Source organism: Stenotrophomonas sp. STEN046, assembly GCF_056759755.1.
On record NZ_JBRRDR010000006.1, the window covers coordinates 1 to 16831 of the forward strand.

General features: G+C 63.9%; 16 protein-coding genes and 1 tRNA gene. All 17 read left to right on the forward strand.

Going from position 1 to position 16831, the window contains the following annotated elements:
- The first annotated feature begins 266 nt into the window (after positions 1-266).
- The 17 genes from tpiA to nuoN all read left to right on the forward strand — a co-directional run bounded on the left by tpiA (position 267) and on the right by nuoN (position 16718).
- Complete coding sequence (tpiA, locus tag ACVOLJ_RS04635) at positions 267-1022, forward strand: triose-phosphate isomerase (RefSeq protein WP_475280345.1); 756 nt, start codon at positions 267-269, stop codon at positions 1020-1022.
- A gap of 50 nt (positions 1023-1072) precedes the next feature.
- Positions 1073-1510 carry a preprotein translocase subunit SecG gene (gene secG / locus ACVOLJ_RS04640; RefSeq protein ID WP_025876192.1) on the forward strand — a complete coding sequence of 146 codons (438 nt, stop codon included), beginning with the start codon at positions 1073-1075 and terminating at the stop codon, positions 1508-1510.
- A 51-nt stretch (positions 1511-1561) separates the two neighbouring features.
- Positions 1562-1646: transfer RNA gene (locus ACVOLJ_RS04645), tRNA-Leu, on the forward strand.
- A gap of 111 nt (positions 1647-1757) precedes the next feature.
- Positions 1758-2114 (forward strand): NADH-quinone oxidoreductase subunit A, encoded by a 357-nt coding sequence (locus ACVOLJ_RS04650; protein ID WP_005414075.1) that lies wholly within the window; start codon positions 1758-1760, stop codon positions 2112-2114.
- Positions 2105-2659, forward strand: a complete 555-nt coding sequence (locus ACVOLJ_RS04655) for a NuoB/complex I 20 kDa subunit family protein (RefSeq protein ID WP_025876198.1) — start codon at positions 2105-2107, stop codon at positions 2657-2659. Before ACVOLJ_RS04650 ends, ACVOLJ_RS04655 begins: the two co-directional genes overlap by 10 nt.
- Before the next feature lie 33 nt (positions 2660-2692).
- Positions 2693-3439, forward strand: a complete 747-nt coding sequence (locus tag ACVOLJ_RS04660; RefSeq protein WP_475280344.1) for an NADH-quinone oxidoreductase subunit C — start codon at positions 2693-2695, stop codon at positions 3437-3439.
- Positions 3436-4743: an NADH-quinone oxidoreductase subunit D gene (locus tag ACVOLJ_RS04665; RefSeq protein ID WP_475280343.1), complete on the forward strand. Its 1308-nt coding sequence runs from the start codon at positions 3436-3438 to the stop codon at positions 4741-4743. Before ACVOLJ_RS04660 ends, ACVOLJ_RS04665 begins: the two co-directional genes overlap by 4 nt.
- Before the next feature lie 97 nt (positions 4744-4840).
- Positions 4841-5368 carry an NADH-quinone oxidoreductase subunit NuoE gene (gene nuoE, locus ACVOLJ_RS04670; RefSeq protein WP_025876204.1) on the forward strand — a complete coding sequence of 176 codons (528 nt, stop codon included), beginning with the start codon at positions 4841-4843 and terminating at the stop codon, positions 5366-5368.
- A 4-nt stretch (positions 5369-5372) separates the two neighbouring features.
- Positions 5373-6713, forward strand: a complete 1341-nt coding sequence (gene nuoF / locus ACVOLJ_RS04675; RefSeq protein ID WP_481563585.1) for an NADH-quinone oxidoreductase subunit NuoF — start codon at positions 5373-5375, stop codon at positions 6711-6713.
- Positions 6710-8956, forward strand: coding sequence for an NADH-quinone oxidoreductase subunit NuoG (nuoG, locus tag ACVOLJ_RS04680; protein WP_481563586.1), 2247 nt, complete (start codon positions 6710-6712; stop codon positions 8954-8956). Before nuoF ends, nuoG begins: the two co-directional genes overlap by 4 nt.
- Positions 8953-10047, forward strand: coding sequence for an NADH-quinone oxidoreductase subunit NuoH (nuoH, locus tag ACVOLJ_RS04685; protein ID WP_475280340.1), 1095 nt, complete (start codon positions 8953-8955; stop codon positions 10045-10047). The genes nuoG and nuoH overlap by 4 nt, the downstream gene beginning before the upstream one ends.
- A gap of 3 nt (positions 10048-10050) precedes the next feature.
- Positions 10051-10539, forward strand: coding sequence for an NADH-quinone oxidoreductase subunit NuoI (gene nuoI, locus ACVOLJ_RS04690; protein WP_005417924.1), 489 nt, complete (start codon positions 10051-10053; stop codon positions 10537-10539).
- A 9-nt stretch (positions 10540-10548) separates the two neighbouring features.
- The gene (locus ACVOLJ_RS04695; protein WP_475280339.1) at positions 10549-11208 is read left to right on the forward strand and encodes an NADH-quinone oxidoreductase subunit J; all 660 of its coding nucleotides are present in this window, start codon (positions 10549-10551) and stop codon (positions 11206-11208) included.
- On the forward strand, positions 11205-11510 hold the full coding sequence (gene nuoK, locus ACVOLJ_RS04700) for an NADH-quinone oxidoreductase subunit NuoK (RefSeq protein ID WP_033831640.1): 306 nt from the start codon (positions 11205-11207) through the stop codon (positions 11508-11510). The genes ACVOLJ_RS04695 and nuoK overlap by 4 nt, the downstream gene beginning before the upstream one ends.
- Before the next feature lie 7 nt (positions 11511-11517).
- Positions 11518-13689, forward strand: a complete 2172-nt coding sequence (gene nuoL / locus ACVOLJ_RS04705; RefSeq protein WP_481563587.1) for an NADH-quinone oxidoreductase subunit L — start codon at positions 11518-11520, stop codon at positions 13687-13689.
- A gap of 23 nt (positions 13690-13712) precedes the next feature.
- Positions 13713-15221 (forward strand): NADH-quinone oxidoreductase subunit M, encoded by a 1509-nt coding sequence (locus ACVOLJ_RS04710; protein WP_481563588.1) that lies wholly within the window; start codon positions 13713-13715, stop codon positions 15219-15221.
- A gap of 36 nt (positions 15222-15257) precedes the next feature.
- Complete coding sequence (nuoN, locus tag ACVOLJ_RS04715; RefSeq protein ID WP_481563589.1) at positions 15258-16718, forward strand: NADH-quinone oxidoreductase subunit NuoN; 1461 nt, start codon at positions 15258-15260, stop codon at positions 16716-16718.
- Positions 16719-16831 lie beyond the last annotated feature (113 nt).

Consider the following 16831-nt stretch of genomic DNA (forward strand, 5'->3'; position numbering starts at 1 on the left):
GGGGGGGGGGGGGGGGGGCGGGGGGGGGCGCCGCGGGCGGCCGAGGACTGACGCCCGCCCCCGCCCCCGCCGCCGCCCCCCCCCCCCCCCCCCCCCCCCCCCCCGGGCCAGGCCCCCAATCCCCCCGGGCTCTCCGCGGCCAACCCAATACCCGTCACGAGGGGCTGCGCCGTTGGCTGAAAATCCATGTAACCGCTTACAAAGAAACGGATTTTTCCTGCAGCGGGTATCATGACCGGCTGACTTCACACAGGAGCCACCCGCTCATGCGCCGCAAGATCGTCGCCGGAAACTGGAAGCTGCACGGCAGCCGTCAATTCGCTACCGACCTGCTGGGGCAGGTGGCCGCCGGGCTGCCCAAAAGCGGGGTGGAGGTGGTGATCCTGCCGCCGATGCCGTACCTGGGCGAGCTGGTCGAAGACTTCGGCGAGACCGGCCTGGCCTTTGGTGCGCAGGACGTCAGCAGCAATGAAAAGGGGGCATACACCGGTGAGGTGTGCGCGGCCATGCTGCATGAGGTGGGGGCCCGCTACGGTCTGGTCGGCCATTCCGAGCGTCGCCAGTACCACAATGAAAGCAGCGAGCTGGTCGCGCGCAAGTTTGCTGCCGCCCTGCATGCCGGGCTGGTGCCGGTACTGTGCGTGGGTGAAACCCTTGAGCAGCGCGAGGCGGGGCAGACCGAAGCGGTCATCGCCAGCCAGCTGGCACCGGTGCTGGAGCAGGTCGGGGCCGAGGGCTTCGCCAATGCCGTGGTTGCCTACGAACCGGTCTGGGCCATTGGCACCGGCCGGACCGCGACCAAGGAGCAGGCCCAGCAGGTGCACGCGTTCATTCGTGGCGAAGTCGCGCGCATCGATGCTAGAATTGCTGATTCACTGCCCATTCTTTACGGCGGTAGCGTGAAGCCCGACAATGCCGGGGAACTGTTCGCGCAGCCGGATGTCGATGGTGGGCTGGTTGGTGGCGCCTCGCTGGTGGCCGCCGACTTCCTGGCCATCGCACAGGCGGCGGCAAACAATTAGTTATGGTCGCCGGCCAGCTGCCGGCACTTCAGTCCGAGGGCGGATTTTCAATGCTGATGTTGATCCTCAATGTCGTCTACGTGCTGGTTGCCGTAGCCATGGTCGCGCTGATCCTGATGCAGCGTGGCTCGGGTGCGGCTGCAGGTTCGGGCTTCGGCGCCGGCGCCTCGGGTACTGTGTTCGGCGCGCGTGGTGCGTCCAACTTCCTGTCCAAGTCGACCAAGTGGCTGGCCGTGGTGTTCTTCGGTATCAGCCTCTTCATGGCCTGGTACGCCGGCCACGGCAATCGCCCGGCGGCCGACCAGGATCTGGGTCTGATGTCCGCCCCGGCGGCCAGTGCTCCGGCCGCTCCGGCGGGCGAATTGCCGGCGGTTCCGAAGGCGGATGCGGTCCCGGCCGCCCCGGTTCCGGCCGCAACTGTGCCGGCTCAGGCGGAATCTTCGGTTTCTGGTGAAGAAAAGCCTTCGGAAGGCTCCCAGAAAGACTGAAGACGGTTACAATACGCGGCGCATCGGGAAGATAGTCTGATGCGATCGTTTGCCCAGGTGGCGGAATTGGTAGACGCACTACCTTGAGGTGGTAGCGACTTAGGTCGTAGGGGTTCGAGTCCCCTCTTGGGCACCATTTGTAAGTAAAGCGGGTTGGTCTGGCGCGCAAGGCGCCAGGCAGTTTCCCGTCCACTCCCCCATGCCAAAGCGCCTGCAGGCGCAGCGGCAGAGGCAAGAGAGAATCGCTGTGCTGGCCGAATATTTGCCGTCTCTGCTGTTTCTGATCGTTGCCACCGGTATCGGCATTACGCTGATGCTGGTTGGCCGATTCCTCGGCCCCCGCCGCCCCGATCTGGAAAAGCTGTCGCCGTATGAGTGCGGCTTCGAAGCCTTCGAAGACGCGCGCATGAAGTTCGACGTGCGCTACTACCTGATCGCGATCCAGTTCATCGTCTTCGACCTGGAAATCATCTTCATCGTGCCGTGGACCCAGGTCTTCATGGAGCTGGGCGCGCGTTCGCTCGTCACCATGGGCCTGTTCGTCGGCATGCTGTTCCTCGGTTTCATCTATGTCTGGAAGAAGGGAGCGCTGGAATGGGAGTGATTCAGACTCTCGATGGCCTGATGACCAATCCTGTCCCGGAAGGGCGGGTTGACGACATCCTGCGGCCGGAAGGCGACAACCCGCTGCTGGAAAAGGGGTTTGTCACCACCAGCGTCGATGCCCTGCTGAACTGGGCACGCACCGGCTCGATGTGGCCGATGACCTTCGGCCTGGCCTGCTGTGCGGTCGAAATGATGCACGCTGGCGCCGCGCGCCTGGACCTTGACCGTTACGGCGTGGTGTTCCGCCCGTCGCCGCGTCAGTCCGACGTGATGATCGTTGCCGGTACCCTGGTCAACAAGATGGCCCCGGCGCTGCGCAAGGTCTACGACCAGATGCCCGACCCCAAGTGGGTGATCTCGATGGGCAGCTGTGCCAATGGCGGTGGCTATTACCACTACTCCTATTCTGTCGTGCGCGGTTGTGATCGCGTGGTGCCGGTGGACGTCTACGTCCCGGGCTGCCCGCCGACCGCCGAGGCGCTGGTGTACGGGATCCTGCAGTTGCAGAAGAAGATCTGGCGTACTCAGACCATCGCCCGCTGACCCCTTCACCTGACTAGAGCGCGCCAAGCCCCCATGGCAGAGCAAGCATCCTTCATCGACCGACTTTCCGCACGTTTCGCAGGTGCGAAGGTCATCGTGGTCGAACCCCGCGGCGAAGTGACGCTGGAAGTGCCTGCCGCCGAGTGGCACGCCAGCGCCCTGGCGCTGCGTGACGAATTTGGTTTCGAGCAGGCCGTGGACCTCTGCGGTGTCGATTACCTTGGCTATGGTTCCGACGAATGGGACACCGCCGATGTGTCCTCGCAGGGCTTCAGCCGCGGTGTCGAGGGCAAGGCCCAGGGCCGCTTCGCCTGGGGTGAATTCCCCAGCGAGGAAAGTGCCGATGGCGCCCGTCCGCAGCACATGCCGACCCAGCGTTTCGCCGTGGTCGCGCAGCTGCGTTCGTACCAGCACAACCTGATGCTGCACCTGCGCTGCTTCGCCCCTGACGAAGCGCTGCCGGTGGTGTCCTCGTTGACCGGCATCTGGCCGGGCCTGAACTGGTTCGAGCGCGAAGCGTTCGACCTGTACGGCGTGATCTTCGAAGGCCACCCGGACCTGCGCCGGATCCTGACCGACTACGGTTTCGTCGGCCATCCTTTCCGCAAGGACTTCCCGCTGATCGGCAACGTCGAAGTGCGCTACGACGAAGAAAAGAAGCGCGTCATCTACGAACCGGTCACCTCGGTGGAGCCGCGTGTCGGCGTGCCGCGCGTGATCCGCGACGACGCCCGCCTGCAGACCGCTGCCGGTGAGCGCTCGCAGGAGGCAGTGAAGTGAGCCACGTACACCAGGCCGGCGAAGCCTTCGCCAGCAACGCTGCCGAAAGCCGGCAGGAAATCCGCAACTACACCATGAACTTCGGCCCGCAGCATCCGGCCGCGCACGGTGTGCTGCGCCTGATCCTGGAAATGGACGGCGAGACCATCATGCGTGCCGACCCGCACGTGGGTCTGCTGCACCGTGGCACCGAAAAGCTGGCCGAGTCCAAGCCGTTCAACCAGTCGATCGGCTACATGGATCGCCTGGATTACGTGTCGATGATGTGCAACGAGCACGCCTACGTGCGCTCGATCGAGACCCTGATGGGGATCGAGGCGCCGGAACGCGCGCAGTACATCCGCACGCTGTTCGATGAAATCACCCGCATCCTCAACCACCTGATGTGGCTGGGTTCCAACGCCCTCGATCTGGGCGCGATGGCGGTGATGCTGTACGCGTTCCGCGAACGCGAAGAGCTGATGGACTGCTATGAAGCGGTCTCCGGCGCGCGCATGCACGCCGCGTACTACCGTCCGGGCGGCGTCTACCGCGACCTGCCGGACCACATGCCGAAGTACAAGGAATCGCGCTGGCACAAGGGCAAGGCCCTGAAGAACCTCAACGCCGCGCGCGAAGGTTCGCTGCTGGACTTCCTGGAAAACTTCACCAACGAATTCCCGGGCCGTGTCGACGAATACGAGACCCTGCTGACCGACAACCGCATCTGGAAGCAGCGTACGGTGGGCATCGGTGTGGTCACCCCGGAGCTGGCCCACCAGTGGGGCATGACCGGCGTGATGCTGCGTGGCTCGGGCATCGCCTGGGATCTGCGCAAGAAGCGCCCGTATGCCAAGTACGATGCCGTCGATTTCGACATTCCGCTGGGCAAGGAAGGCGATTGCTACGATCGCTACCTGTGCCGCGTGGCCGAGATGCGCGAATCCAACCGCATCATCAAGCAGTGCGTGGCGTGGCTGAAGGCCAACCCCGGCCCGGTCATGGTCAAGAACTTCAAGGTCGCTCCGCCCAAGCGCGAGGACATGAAGGACGACATGGAAGCGCTGATCCATCACTTCAAGCTGTTCAGTGAAGGCTATTGCGTGCCGGCCGGTGAAACCTACGCCGCCGTTGAAGCGCCCAAGGGCGAATTCGGCTGCTACCTGGTTTCCGATGGTGCCAACAAGCCCTTCCGCGTTCACCTGCGTGCACCGGGCTTCGCCCACCTGTCCTCGATCGATTCGATCGTGCGTGGCCACATGCTGGCCGACGTGGTGGCGATGATCGGTACCTACGATCTGGTGTTCGGCGAGGTTGACCGGTAATGCCGTCCGCCACGCCAACGCCCGCTGCAGGCAGCCGGCGCAAGCCGGCGCCGCAGTTTCTGCAATTTCACGTTATGCATTTTGCTGAGGTCGGCCGATGAAGGCGACAGGTAATTTCGAGGCGGCGCGCGACGTCGACCCGATGGTGGTGCTGAGCGACAAAACCCGCGCTCACATCGATCACTGGCTGTCCAAGTTCCCGCCGGACCGCAAGCGCTCTGCCGTGTTGCAGGGTCTGCATGCTGCCCAGGAGCAGAACCAGGGCTGGCTGACCGACGAGTTGATCGCCGGCGTGGCCAAGTACCTGGACCTGCCGCCGGTGTGGGCCTACGAGGTCGCCAGCTTCTACTCGATGTTCGAGACCGAGAAGGTGGGCCGCAACAACGTGGCCATCTGCACCAACATCAGCTGCTGGCTCAATGGCGCCGAAGACATCGTTCGCCATTGCGAAAAGAAGCTGGGCATCAAGAATGGCCAGTCGACCGCTGACGGTCGCGTCTACCTCAAGCGCGAGGAAGAGTGCCTGGCCGGCTGCGCAGGTGCGCCGATGATGGTCATCAATGGTCATTACCATGAGCGTCTGACGCTGGAAAAGGTCGACGAGCTGCTGGACGGGCTGGAGTAAGGTCATGGCACATCATCACGAATCCAAGGGTCCGGTCGGCCCCGCGCCGCTGCCGCACCAGGTGGTCTACACCACCCTGCATTACGACACCCCGTGGTCGTACGAAAGCTACCTCAAGACCGGCGGCTACGCTGCCCTGCGCAAGATCCTCGAAGAGAAGATCCCGCCGGAGCAGGTCATCGAGATGGTCAAGGCTTCGGGCCTGCGCGGCCGCGGTGGCGCAGGCTTCCCGACCGGCCTGAAGTGGTCCTTCATGCCCAAGGGCAACGTGCAGAAGTACATCCTCTGCAACTCGGATGAATCCGAGCCGGGCACCTGCAAGGACCGCGACATCCTGCGCTACAACCCGCATTCGGTGATCGAAGGCATGGCCATTGCGTGCTACGCCACCGGTTCCACCGTGGGTTACAACTACCTGCGCGGTGAGTTCCACCACGAGCCCTTCGAGCACTTCGAGCTGGCCCTGGCCGATGCCTATGCCAACGGCTGGCTGGGCAAGAACGTGATGGGCTCGGGCGTGGACATCGACATCTACGGTGCCCTCGGCGCCGGCGCCTACATCTGCGGTGAAGAAACCGCACTGATGGAATCGCTGGAAGGCAAGAAGGGCCAGCCGCGCTACAAGCCGCCGTTCCCGGCCAACTTCGGCCTGTACGGCAAGCCGTCGACGATCAACAACACCGAAACCTATGGTTCGGTGCCGGCGATCATCCGTAACGGCCCGGAGTGGTTCAAGGGCCTCAGCCTGACTGCCAACGGCGGACCGAAGTGCTTCTCGGTGTCCGGTTGCGTGCAGAAGGGCGGCAACTTCGAAGTGCCGCTCGGCACCACCTTCGATGACCTGCTGGAAATGGCGGGCGGCCTCAAGCCGGGCCGTACCCTGAAGGCGGCCATCCCCGGTGGCGTGTCGATGCCGGTGCTGACCGCGGCCGAGCTGAAGGGCCTGCCGATGGATTACGACACCATCCGTGCGCTGGGCTCCGGCCTGGGCTCCGGTGCGGTCGTGGTGCTGGATGACAGCGTCTGCTGTGTCAAGTTCGCTTGCCGCATCAGCCAGTTCTTCCACAAGGAATCCTGTGGCCAGTGCACCCCGTGCCGTGAAGGTACCGGCTGGATGCACCGCGTGCTGGAGCGCATCGTCGCCGGCAAGGCGACCATGGAAGACCTGCACCAGCTGAAGGCCGTGGCCGGCCAGATCGAAGGCCACACCATCTGTGCGTTCGGCGAAGCGGCGGCATGGCCCATCCAGGGCTTCCTGCGCCAGTTCTGGGACGAATTCGAGTACTACATCGTCAACGGTCATTCGATGGTTGACGGCAAGAAGGTGGAGGCAGCCGCTGCATGAGCGCGCAACCCAATAATCCTGGAGTGACCCCCAGCGTGCCACCGGACCACGTCACCATCGAGATCGATGGCAAGTCGCTGGTCGTGCCCAAGGGTTCGATGATCATCCAGGCCGCCGACAAGGCGGGCATTTCGATTCCGCGCTTCTGCTACCACGAGAAGCTGCCGATCGCCGCCAACTGCCGCATGTGCCTGGTGGACGTGGAGAAGTCGCCGAAACCGGCGCCGGCCTGCGCCACGCCGGTGATGGACGGCATGAAGGTCGCCACCCGCAGTGAGAAGGCGCTGAAGTTCCAGCGCTCGGTGATGGAGTTCCTGCTGATCAACCACCCGCTGGACTGCCCGATCTGCGATCAGGGCGGCGAGTGCGAACTGCAGGACGTATCGCTGGGCTATGGCCGTTCGGTCAGCCGCTTCAACGAACGCAAGCGCGTGGTGCCGGACGAGGACATGGGTCCGCTGGTCGCCACCGAGATGACCCGCTGCATCCAGTGCACCCGCTGCGTCCGCTTCACCGCCGACGTTGCCGGTACCTATGAGCTGGGTGGCATGTACCGTGGTGAAAACCTGCAGATCGGCACCTACGACGGCAAGCCGCTGACCACCGAGCTTTCGGGCAATGTGGTCGATGTGTGCCCGGTCGGTGCGCTGACCAACAAGGTGTTCCAGTTCCGCGCCCGTCCGTGGGAGCTGACCGCGCGCGAGTCGCTCGGCTATCACGATGCGATGGGTTCGAACCTGTTCCTGCACGTGCGTCGCGGCGAAGTGCTGCGCACCGTGCCGCGCGACAACGAGTCGGTCAACGAGTGCTGGCTGTCCGACCGTGACCGCTACTCGCACCAGGGCCTGTACAGCGAAGACCGTGCGGTCAAGCCGCTGCGCAAGGTCAATGGCGAGTGGAAGGAAGTGAGCTGGGCCGAAGGCCTGGCTGCCGCTGCCGAGATCCTCAAGGCCAACCAGGGCGACAACCTGGGCGTGCTGGTGCATCCGTCCACCTCCAACGAGGAAGGCGCGCTGCTGGCCCGCCTGGCCACCGGCCTGGGCTCGAGCAACATCGACCATCGCATCAACAACCGTGATTTCTCCGACGCCGCCACCGCCGAGGTCTTCGGCCTGCCGCTGGCCGAGATCGAAGGCGCGGACCGCATCGTCGTCCTGGGCAGCAACATCCGCCACGAGCTGCCGTTGCTGCATGCCCGCCTGCGCAAGGCGCAGACGACGAACGGCGCGAAGATCCACGTGGTCAACCCGGTCGATTTCGATTTTGCTTTCAGCATTGCCGGCAAGCAGATCGTGGCGCCGTCGAAGTTCGCCGACGCACTGGCCAACGCCGAGCTGCGTTCGGCAGTGCAGGGCGGTACCAACACCGTGCTGATCGTCGGCGGCATCGCCGAGAACCACCCGCAGGCCGCCGCGATCCGCGCCGCTGCGCGTGACTTCGCTGCCGCCACCGGTGCCAAGCTGTGCCGCATCCCGCAGGGCGCCAACGCCGTTGGCCTGACCCGCGCAGGCGTGCTGCCGGCCGGCAAGGATGTGGCCGCGATGCTGGCCGATCCGCGCCGGGCATACGTGGTGTACGGCCTGGAACCGGGCCTGGACTTCGCCGATGCACCTGCCGCGCGCAAGGCGCTGGTCGGCGCCAAGGTGGTGGCCTTCAGCCAGTTCGCCTGTGCCTCGACCCGCGACGTTGCCGATGTGATCCTGCCGATCGGCGCGCTGCCGGAAATCGACGCCACCCTGACCAACCTCGATGGTCGCGAGCAGTCGGCACGCGCCGGCGGCAAGCTGCCGGGCGAGGCCCGTGAAGGCTGGCGTGTGCTGCGTGCGCTGGGCGGCGAGCTGGCCGTGGCCGGCTTCGAGTTCATCGACCTGGCCGGCCTGCGTGCCAGCCTGGCGCCGGTGACCGTGCAGGTTGCTTCTTCGGCACAGCCGGCGCTGCTGGGCGAAGGCCTGGAAGTGGCTTCGACCGCTGCGATCTACCGCACCGATGCGGTGGTCCGTCGCGCTCCGGCACTGCAGTCGCATCCGCTCAACAACGCCCCGCGCATCGTGCTCAACGCCGAAGACGCCGCCCGACTGCAGCTGCAGGAAGGGCAGATGGCCAAGGTCGGCACCGATGCCGGCAAGGCCACCCTGCCGGTGGTGGTGGACGCCCGCGTCGCTGTGGGTTCGGTCTGGATTGAATCGGGCCACGGCGCAACCGCGCCGCTGGGTGCCGCTCGTGTCTCGGTGGTGGCTGCATGAACGAATTGCTGATTAACGCGGTCGATCCGCTGCACCAGTGGCTGCTTGGCCTGGGTGACATCGGCGCGCTGCTCTGGATCATCCTGAAGATCCTGGTGATCACCGTCCCGGTGATCGTCTCGGTGGCCTTCTACGTGGTCTGGGAACGCAAGCTGATCGGCTGGATGCATGTCCGCCACGGTCCGATGTACGTCGGCATGGGCATCTTCCAGGCCTTCGCCGACGTCTTCAAGCTGCTGTTCAAGGAAGTCCTGCAGCCCAGCAGCGCCAACAAGGCGATCTTCCTGCTGGCGCCGCTGATCACCCTGGCGCCGGCCTTCGCCGCCTGGTCGGTGGTGCCGTTCGACAACCAGCTGGTGCTGTCCAACGCCAATGCCGGCCTGCTGTACCTGCTGGCGATGACCTCGCTGGGCATCTATGGCGTGATCCTGGCCGGTTGGGCCTCCAACTCGAAGTACGCGTTCCTTGGCGCCATGCGCGCCTCGGCACAGATGATCAGCTACGAAATCGCGATGGGCTTTGCCCTGGTCGGCGTGATGATCGCTTCGGGCAGTCTCAACCTGAGCAACATCGTGTTGGCCCAGGCCGGTAATTCCGGCTTCTTCGACTGGTTCCTGATCCCGCTGTTCCCGCTGTTCGTCGTGTACTGGGTGTCCGGCGTTGCCGAAACCAACCGCGCGCCGTTCGACGTGGTGGAAGGCGAATCGGAAATCGTCGCCGGCCACATGGTGGAGTACTCCGGCGGTGCGTTCGCACTGTTCTTCCTGGCCGAATACGCGAACATGATCCTGATCAGCTTCCTGATCTCGATCTTCTTCCTCGGCGGCTGGCTGAGCCCGATCCAGGGCTGGGTCAACCCGGGCGAGATCTCGCCGTTCATCGACTGGATCTGGAAGGGCGGCTGGCCGTGGCTGTTCGTCAAGGTCTTCTTCTTCGCCAGTGCCTATATCTGGTTCCGTGCAAGCTTCCCGCGCTTCCGCTATGACCAGATCATGCGCCTGGGCTGGAAGGTCTTCATCCCGCTGACCATTTTCTGGATCGCGGTTACCGCCGTCATGGTGTTCTTCGGCGTGATTCAAAAGGGCGTCTGAGTGATGAACAGGATTACCCATTACTTCAAAAGCCTGCTGCTGCTCGAACTGCTGGCGGGTCTGTGGCTGACGCTGAAGTACAGCTTCAAGCCCAAGTACACGATGATGTACCCGATGGAGAAGTTCCCGCAGTCGCCGCGCTTCCGTGGCCTGCACGCCCTGCGCCGTTATCCCAACGGTGAAGAGCGCTGCATCGCCTGCAAGCTGTGCGAAGCGGTGTGCCCTGCGTTGGCCATCACCATCGATTCGGCCAAGCGCGAAGACGGCACCCGCCGTACCACCCGCTACGACATCGATCTGTTCAAGTGCATCTTCTGCGGCTTCTGCGAGGAAAGCTGCCCGGTGGACTCGATCGTCGAGACCCACATCCTCGAGTACCACTTCGAGAATCGTGGCGAAAACATCGTTACCAAGCCGCAGCTGCTGGCCCTGGGCGACCGTCTCGAATCCGAGATCGCCGAGCGTCGTGCCGCCGATGCCGCTTACCGCTGAGGTCGAGAGATGGATTGGGTAAATATCGCTTTCTGGGTCTTCGCCATCGCGGCAACGGTTTCGGCCGCTGCGGTGATCAGCGTGCGCAACCCCGTGCATGCTGTCCTGTGCCTGGTGCTGACCTTCTTCTCCATCGCCTGCGTCTGGCTGCTGGTCGGCGCCGAGTTCCTCGGTGTGGCACTGGTGCTTGTCTACGTCGGTGCGGTGATGGTGCTGTTCCTGTTCGTGGTGATGATGCTCGACATCGACCCGGACAAACTGCGTGAGGGCTGGGTGCGCTACCTGCCGGTCGGCCTGATCGTGGCGGTGGCGATGCTGGTGCAGATGCTGATCCTGATCGGCGTGAAGGGCAGGGCGGTCAATCCGTTCCCGGCCGACAACGCCGCAGCGCTCGCCGCCGACAGCTCCAACGTCACCTGGCTGGCACGCAGCCTGTTCACCGAATACCTGCTGCCGTTCGAGTTCGCCGCCGTCATCCTGACCGTGGCCGTGGTCGCCGCGGTGATGCTGACCCTGCGCCGTCGCGAAGGCCTGAAGACGCAGAACCCGTCGCAGCAGACCATGGTCAAGGCACGTGACCGCCTGCGCGTGGTCAAGATGGATGCCGAGCAGCCGTTGATCCACAGCAACACCAAGCCGGCCGCGGGCGAAGAGGAAACCAAGGCATGATCACTCTGGGCCACATCCTGGCGCTGGGCGCGGTGCTGTTCTGCATCAGCCTCGCCGGCATCTTCCTCAACCGCAAGAACATCATCGTCCTGTTGATGTCCATCGAGTTGATGCTGCTGTCGGTCAACATCAATTTCGTCGGGTTCTCGCGGGAACTGGGGGACACGGCCGGCCAGCTGTTCGTGTTCTTCATCCTGACCGTGGCTGCTGCCGAGGCCGCCATCGGCCTGGCCATCCTGGTGACCCTGTTCCGTACCCGCCGAACGATCAATGTCGGCGAAGTCGATTCGTTGAAGGGCTGATCCACAGATGGAAATCACTCTCTCCAAGAGTCTGTTGATCGCAGTGGTGCTCGCACCGCTGTTCGGCAGCATCATCGCCGGCCTGTTCGGTCGCCAGGTCAAGCGCTTCGGCGCCCAGGCCATCACCATCCTCGGCGTCGCGGTTGCCTGCGGCCTGTCGATGCACACGCTCTACCAGCTGCTGTGGGGCGGGGCGCAGCCGTTCAACGAGAACCTGTACACGTTCTTCGAAGTCGGCCAGTACTCGGCCCACGTAGGCTTCATGGTCGACAAGCTGACCGCGATGATGATGGTGGTGGTGACCTTCGTGTCGCTGCTGGTCCACATCTACACGATCGGCTACATGCAGGATGACCCGGGCTACCAGCGGTTCTTCAGCTACATCTCGCTGTTCACCTTCTCGATGCTCACCCTGGTGATGAGCAACAACTTCCTGCAGCTGTTCTTCGGCTGGGAAGCGGTGGGCCTGGTGTCGTACCTGCTGATTGGCTTCTGGTTCAAGCGCCCGACCGCGATCTTCGCCAACATGAAGGCGTTCCTGGTCAACCGCGTCGGTGACTTCGGCTTCCTGCTGGGCATCGCCGGCGTGCTGTGGGTGTTCGGCACCCTGGATTACTCGCAGGTGTTCTCGCAGGCCGGCATCCTCGCCGATCCGGCAGCCAAGCTGCAGATCTGGGACGGTACGCTGTTCGGCATGCAGCTGCTCGATGATCCGATGATCTGGTCGATCGCCACCATCATCTGCATCTGCCTGTTCATCGGCGCCATGGGCAAGTCCGCCCAGGTTCCGCTGCACGTGTGGCTGCCCGATTCGATGGAAGGCCCGACCCCGATCTCGGCGCTGATCCATGCCGCGACGATGGTGACCGCCGGTATCTTCATGGTCACCCGCATGTCGCCGTTGTTCGAGCTGTCGCAGACCGCGCTGAACTTCATCCTGTTCATCGGTGCCACCACGGCCTTCTTCACCGGCCTGATCGGTATCGTGCAGAACGACATCAAGCGCGTGGTCGCATACTCCACGCTGTCCCAGCTCGGTTACATGACCGTTGCGCTGGGCGTGTCGGCCTATTCGGCCGCCGTGTTCCACCTGATGACCCACGCCTTCTTCAAGGCGCTGCTGTTCCTGGGTGCCGGCTCGGTCATCATCGCGATGCACCACGAGCAGGACATGCGCAAGATGGGCGGCCTGCGCAAGTACATGCCGATCACCTTCGTCACCATGTGGATCGGTACGCTGGCCCTGGTCGGTACGCCGTTCTTCTCCGGCTTCTACTCGAAGGACACCATCATCGAGGCGGCTGAGATCCATGCCCACATGCAGAACAGCTGGGTGGCCACCTATGGCTACTGGGCAGTGCTGGGTGGCGTGCTGGTGACCAGCTTCTACAGCTTCCGCCTGCTGTTCCTGACCTTCCATGGCAAGGAACGCTTCCGCGACGCGCATGATGCCCATGGCCACGGCCATGCCGACGAGCACGCGGCGCACGACGCACACCACGCCGACGCGCATGACGCGCATGACGACCACGGCCATGGCCACGGTCCGCATGAGCCGCACGAAACGCCGTGGGTGGTGACCCTGCCGCTGATCCTGCTGGCCATCCCGTCGATCGCCATCGGTTTCTTCAGCATCGGTCCGATGCTGCACGGCACCGACTGGCTGGGCCATCACGCCCATGAAGCCATCAAGGGCCAGGCGCAGACGTTCTTCACCGGTGTGGTCGAGTTCTACGATCCGGCCAAGAACACCGTGGCCTTCCTCGGCGAGGAGTTCCATGGTCCGGTGGCGTTCGCACTGCACGGCATGATGCTGCCGCCGTTCTGGCTGACCCTGGCGGGCTTCCTGCTGGCCGCGCTGTTCTACCTGTGGAAGCCGGACCTGTCGGGCAAGGCGCGCAAGACCTTCGCCCCGCTGGTGTCGGTGCTGGAAAACAAGTACGGCTTCGACAAGCTGTGGATCGATGGCTTTGCCGGCGGCAGCGTCAAGCTCGGCAAGGTCGCACGCTGGATCGACAGCAACATCGTCGACGGCGTGGTCAATCTCTCGGCACGTGTTGTGGACGTCGCAGCCAGCGTGCTGCGCCGTACCCAATCCGGTTTCCTCTATCACTACGCCTTCGCGATGATCATCGGCCTGATTGCCCTTCTGGGCGTGCTGATGCATTACCTGCGTTGATGACCTGTACGGAATAAGAAGACGTGTCGAACTGGCCTCTACTCAGTGTCCTCATCTGGCTGCCGATTCTCGGCGGTGCCCTGATCCTTGCGATTCGTGATGCGCAGACCGCCCGGTGGGCGTCCCTGGGCGTCGCGGTGCTGACTTTCGTGGCGAGTCTCTCGCTGCTGAGCGGCTACAACCCGGGCATCGACGCGCTGCAGTTCGTCGAGACCCACGCCTGGATCCCGACCTACAAGATCGGCTACAACCTGGGCGTGGACGGCATCGCCGTAGCGCTGATCCTGCTGACCACCCTGGTCAGCGTGCTCGCCCTGATCGGTGCCTGGAGCGCGATCGACAAGCGCGTCAACCAGTACGTGGCCGCCTTCCTGATCCTGGAAGGCGTCACCGTCGGTATCTTCTCGGCCACGGACGCGATGCTGTTCTACGTGTTCTTCGAGGCGATGCTGATCCCGATGTTCCTGATCATCGGTGTCTGGGGTGGCCCGCGCCGCATCTACGCCGCGCTGAAGTTCTTCCTGTACACCTTCCTCGGCTCGGTGCTGATGCTGGTGGCGCTGATCTACCTGTACATGAAGGGCGGCAGCTTCCAGCTGGCCGACCTGTATGCGCTGCGCCTGTCCGGCCAGGAGCAGACCTGGATCTTCTTCGCCTTCCTGATCGCCTTCGCGGTGAAGGTGCCGATGTTCCCGGTGCACACCTGGCTGCCGGACGCGCACGTGGAAGCACCGACCGCCGGTTCGGTGATCCTGGCCGCCATCGCACTGAAGATCGGTGGCTACGGCTTCCTGCGCTTCAACCTGCCGATCGTCCCGGATGCCTCGCACGAATGGGCATGGCTGGTGATCGCGCTGTCGCTGATCGCGGTGATCTATGTCGGCCTGGTCGCCCTGGTACAGGACGACATGAAGAAGCTGATCGCCTATTCGTCGATCGCGCACATGGGCTTTGTCACCCTGGGCACCTTCATTGCCCTGTGGCTGGTGCGTGAACCGGGCAATGTCGATGCCGCCCGTCTCGGCCTGCAGGGCGCGATGGTGCAGATGGTCTCGCACGGCTTCGTGTCCGGTGCGATGTTCTCCTGTGTCGGTGTGCTGTACGACCGCATGCACAGCCGCCGCATCGCCGATTACGGCGGCGTGGTCAATGTGATGCCGTGGTTTGCCACCTTTGCCATGCTGTTCTTCATGGCCAATGCCGGCCTGCCGGGCACCAGCGGTTTCGTTGGCGAGTTCATGGTCATCCTCGCCGCGTTCCAGCGGAACCCGTGGATCGCCCTGGGCGCAGCCACCACCCTGATCATCGGCGCCGCCTACACCCTGTGGCTGTACAAGCGCGTCTTCTTCGGCGAGGTGGCCAACAGCCATGTTGCCGAACTGAAGGACATCAACGGCCGCGAATGGCTGGTGCTGGGCGTGTTCGCCATTGGCGTGCTGGCCCTGGGCATCTACCCCAAGCCGCTGACCGACCTGATGGAGCCTTCGATCGCAAAGCTGGCCATGCAGATCGCCTCCAGCAAGCTGCTCTGACCGGGCCCAACAGCGAATTGATTCCAGGATTTGATAATGACCACCTCGCCGCTGCTGCCACTGACCGCCGCTGATCTGCCACCGCTCGCTCCCGAGCTGGTGCTGATCGGCAGTGCCTTCGCCCTGATGATCCTCGACCTGTTCGTCAGCGAGCGGAACAAGATCGTCACCCACCTGTTCTCGGTCGCCGCACTGGCCGTCGTGCTGTTCATGCTGGCCACCGGCGTGGGCGGGCAGGGGGAGGTCTTCCATGGCATGTTCGTGCGCGATACCGCCGCGGACGTGATGAAGACCGGAATCGTGCTGCTCAGCGGCCTGACCCTGGTCTATGGCTGGGGCTACCTGCGCGAGCGCAAGCTGTTCCAGGGTGAAATCCCGGTGCTGATCCTGTTCGGCACCGCCGGCATGATGATCCTGGTGTCGGCCGGCAGCCTGCTGATGGTCTATCTCGGCCTGGAACTGCTGGCGCTGTGCTCCTACGCACTGGTCGCCAGCAACCGCGAGAGTGGCCTGGCCTCCGAAGCGGCGATGAAGTACATCGTCCTCGGTTCGCTGGCATCGGGCCTGCTGCTGTACGGCATGTCGCTGATCTACGGCGCCACCGGCAGCCTGCACCTGGACGCCATCCAGGCGGCCATTCCGCATTCGGAAGAGCGCGTGCTGCTGATCACCGGCGCGGTGTTCATGATTGCCGGCGTGGCCTTCAAGCTCGGTGCCGCACCGTTCCACATGTGGCTGCCCGACGTGTACCAGGGTGCGCCTGCTCCGATCGCGCTGTTCATCAGCTCGGCACCCAAGCTGGCTGCCTTCGGCATGGCCTACCGCCTGCTGGAGATGGGCGTGGGCCCGCTGTCGACCGAATTGCAGCTGGTCATCGCCGGCCTGGCCGCGGTGTCGCTGGTGATCGGCAACCTGATGGCCATCGCGCAGAGCAACCTCAAGCGCATGCTGGCGTTCTCCACCGTCTCGCACATCGGCTTCCTGCTGATGGGCATCGCCGGTGGTGGTTCGCAGGGCTACGCTGCTGCACTGTTCTATGCGCTGGCTTACGCGATCATGTCGACCGCCGCCTTCGGCGCGATCATCGCGCTGTCGCGTGCCGGCTTCGAAGCCGAGAACATCGAGGACTTCAAGGGCCTCAACGCCCGCAATCCGTGGATGGCTGGCCTGGTGCTGTGCATCATGGCGTCGCTGGCGGGCATTCCGCCGTTCCTCGGCTTCTGGACCAAGCTGGCCGTGCTGGGTGCTGCGATCAACGGTGGCCTGTTGTGGCTGGCGATCCTGGGCGTGCTGTGCGCGGTGGTGGGCTGCTTCTACTACCTGCGCGTCATCAAGGTCATGTACTTCGATGAGCCGGTGGGCGAGGCCATGCCGCGCAGCAAGGACCGCGTGCTGGGTGTCGTGCTGGGCGTGAATGCACTGTCATTGCTGGCGCTGGGCCTGGCTTGGAACCCGATCATGATCTGGTGCCAGAAGGCATTTGCGCATATTGCATAAAAGTTGACACAAAGCTGCGCGATTCGTGTAATATGCGCAGCCTGAGTTGTCACTGCAGCGGTTCAGCCAGAACATCGTTGCGGAGAGCCTCCCTCGCCAGAGTGGGGCAGCAG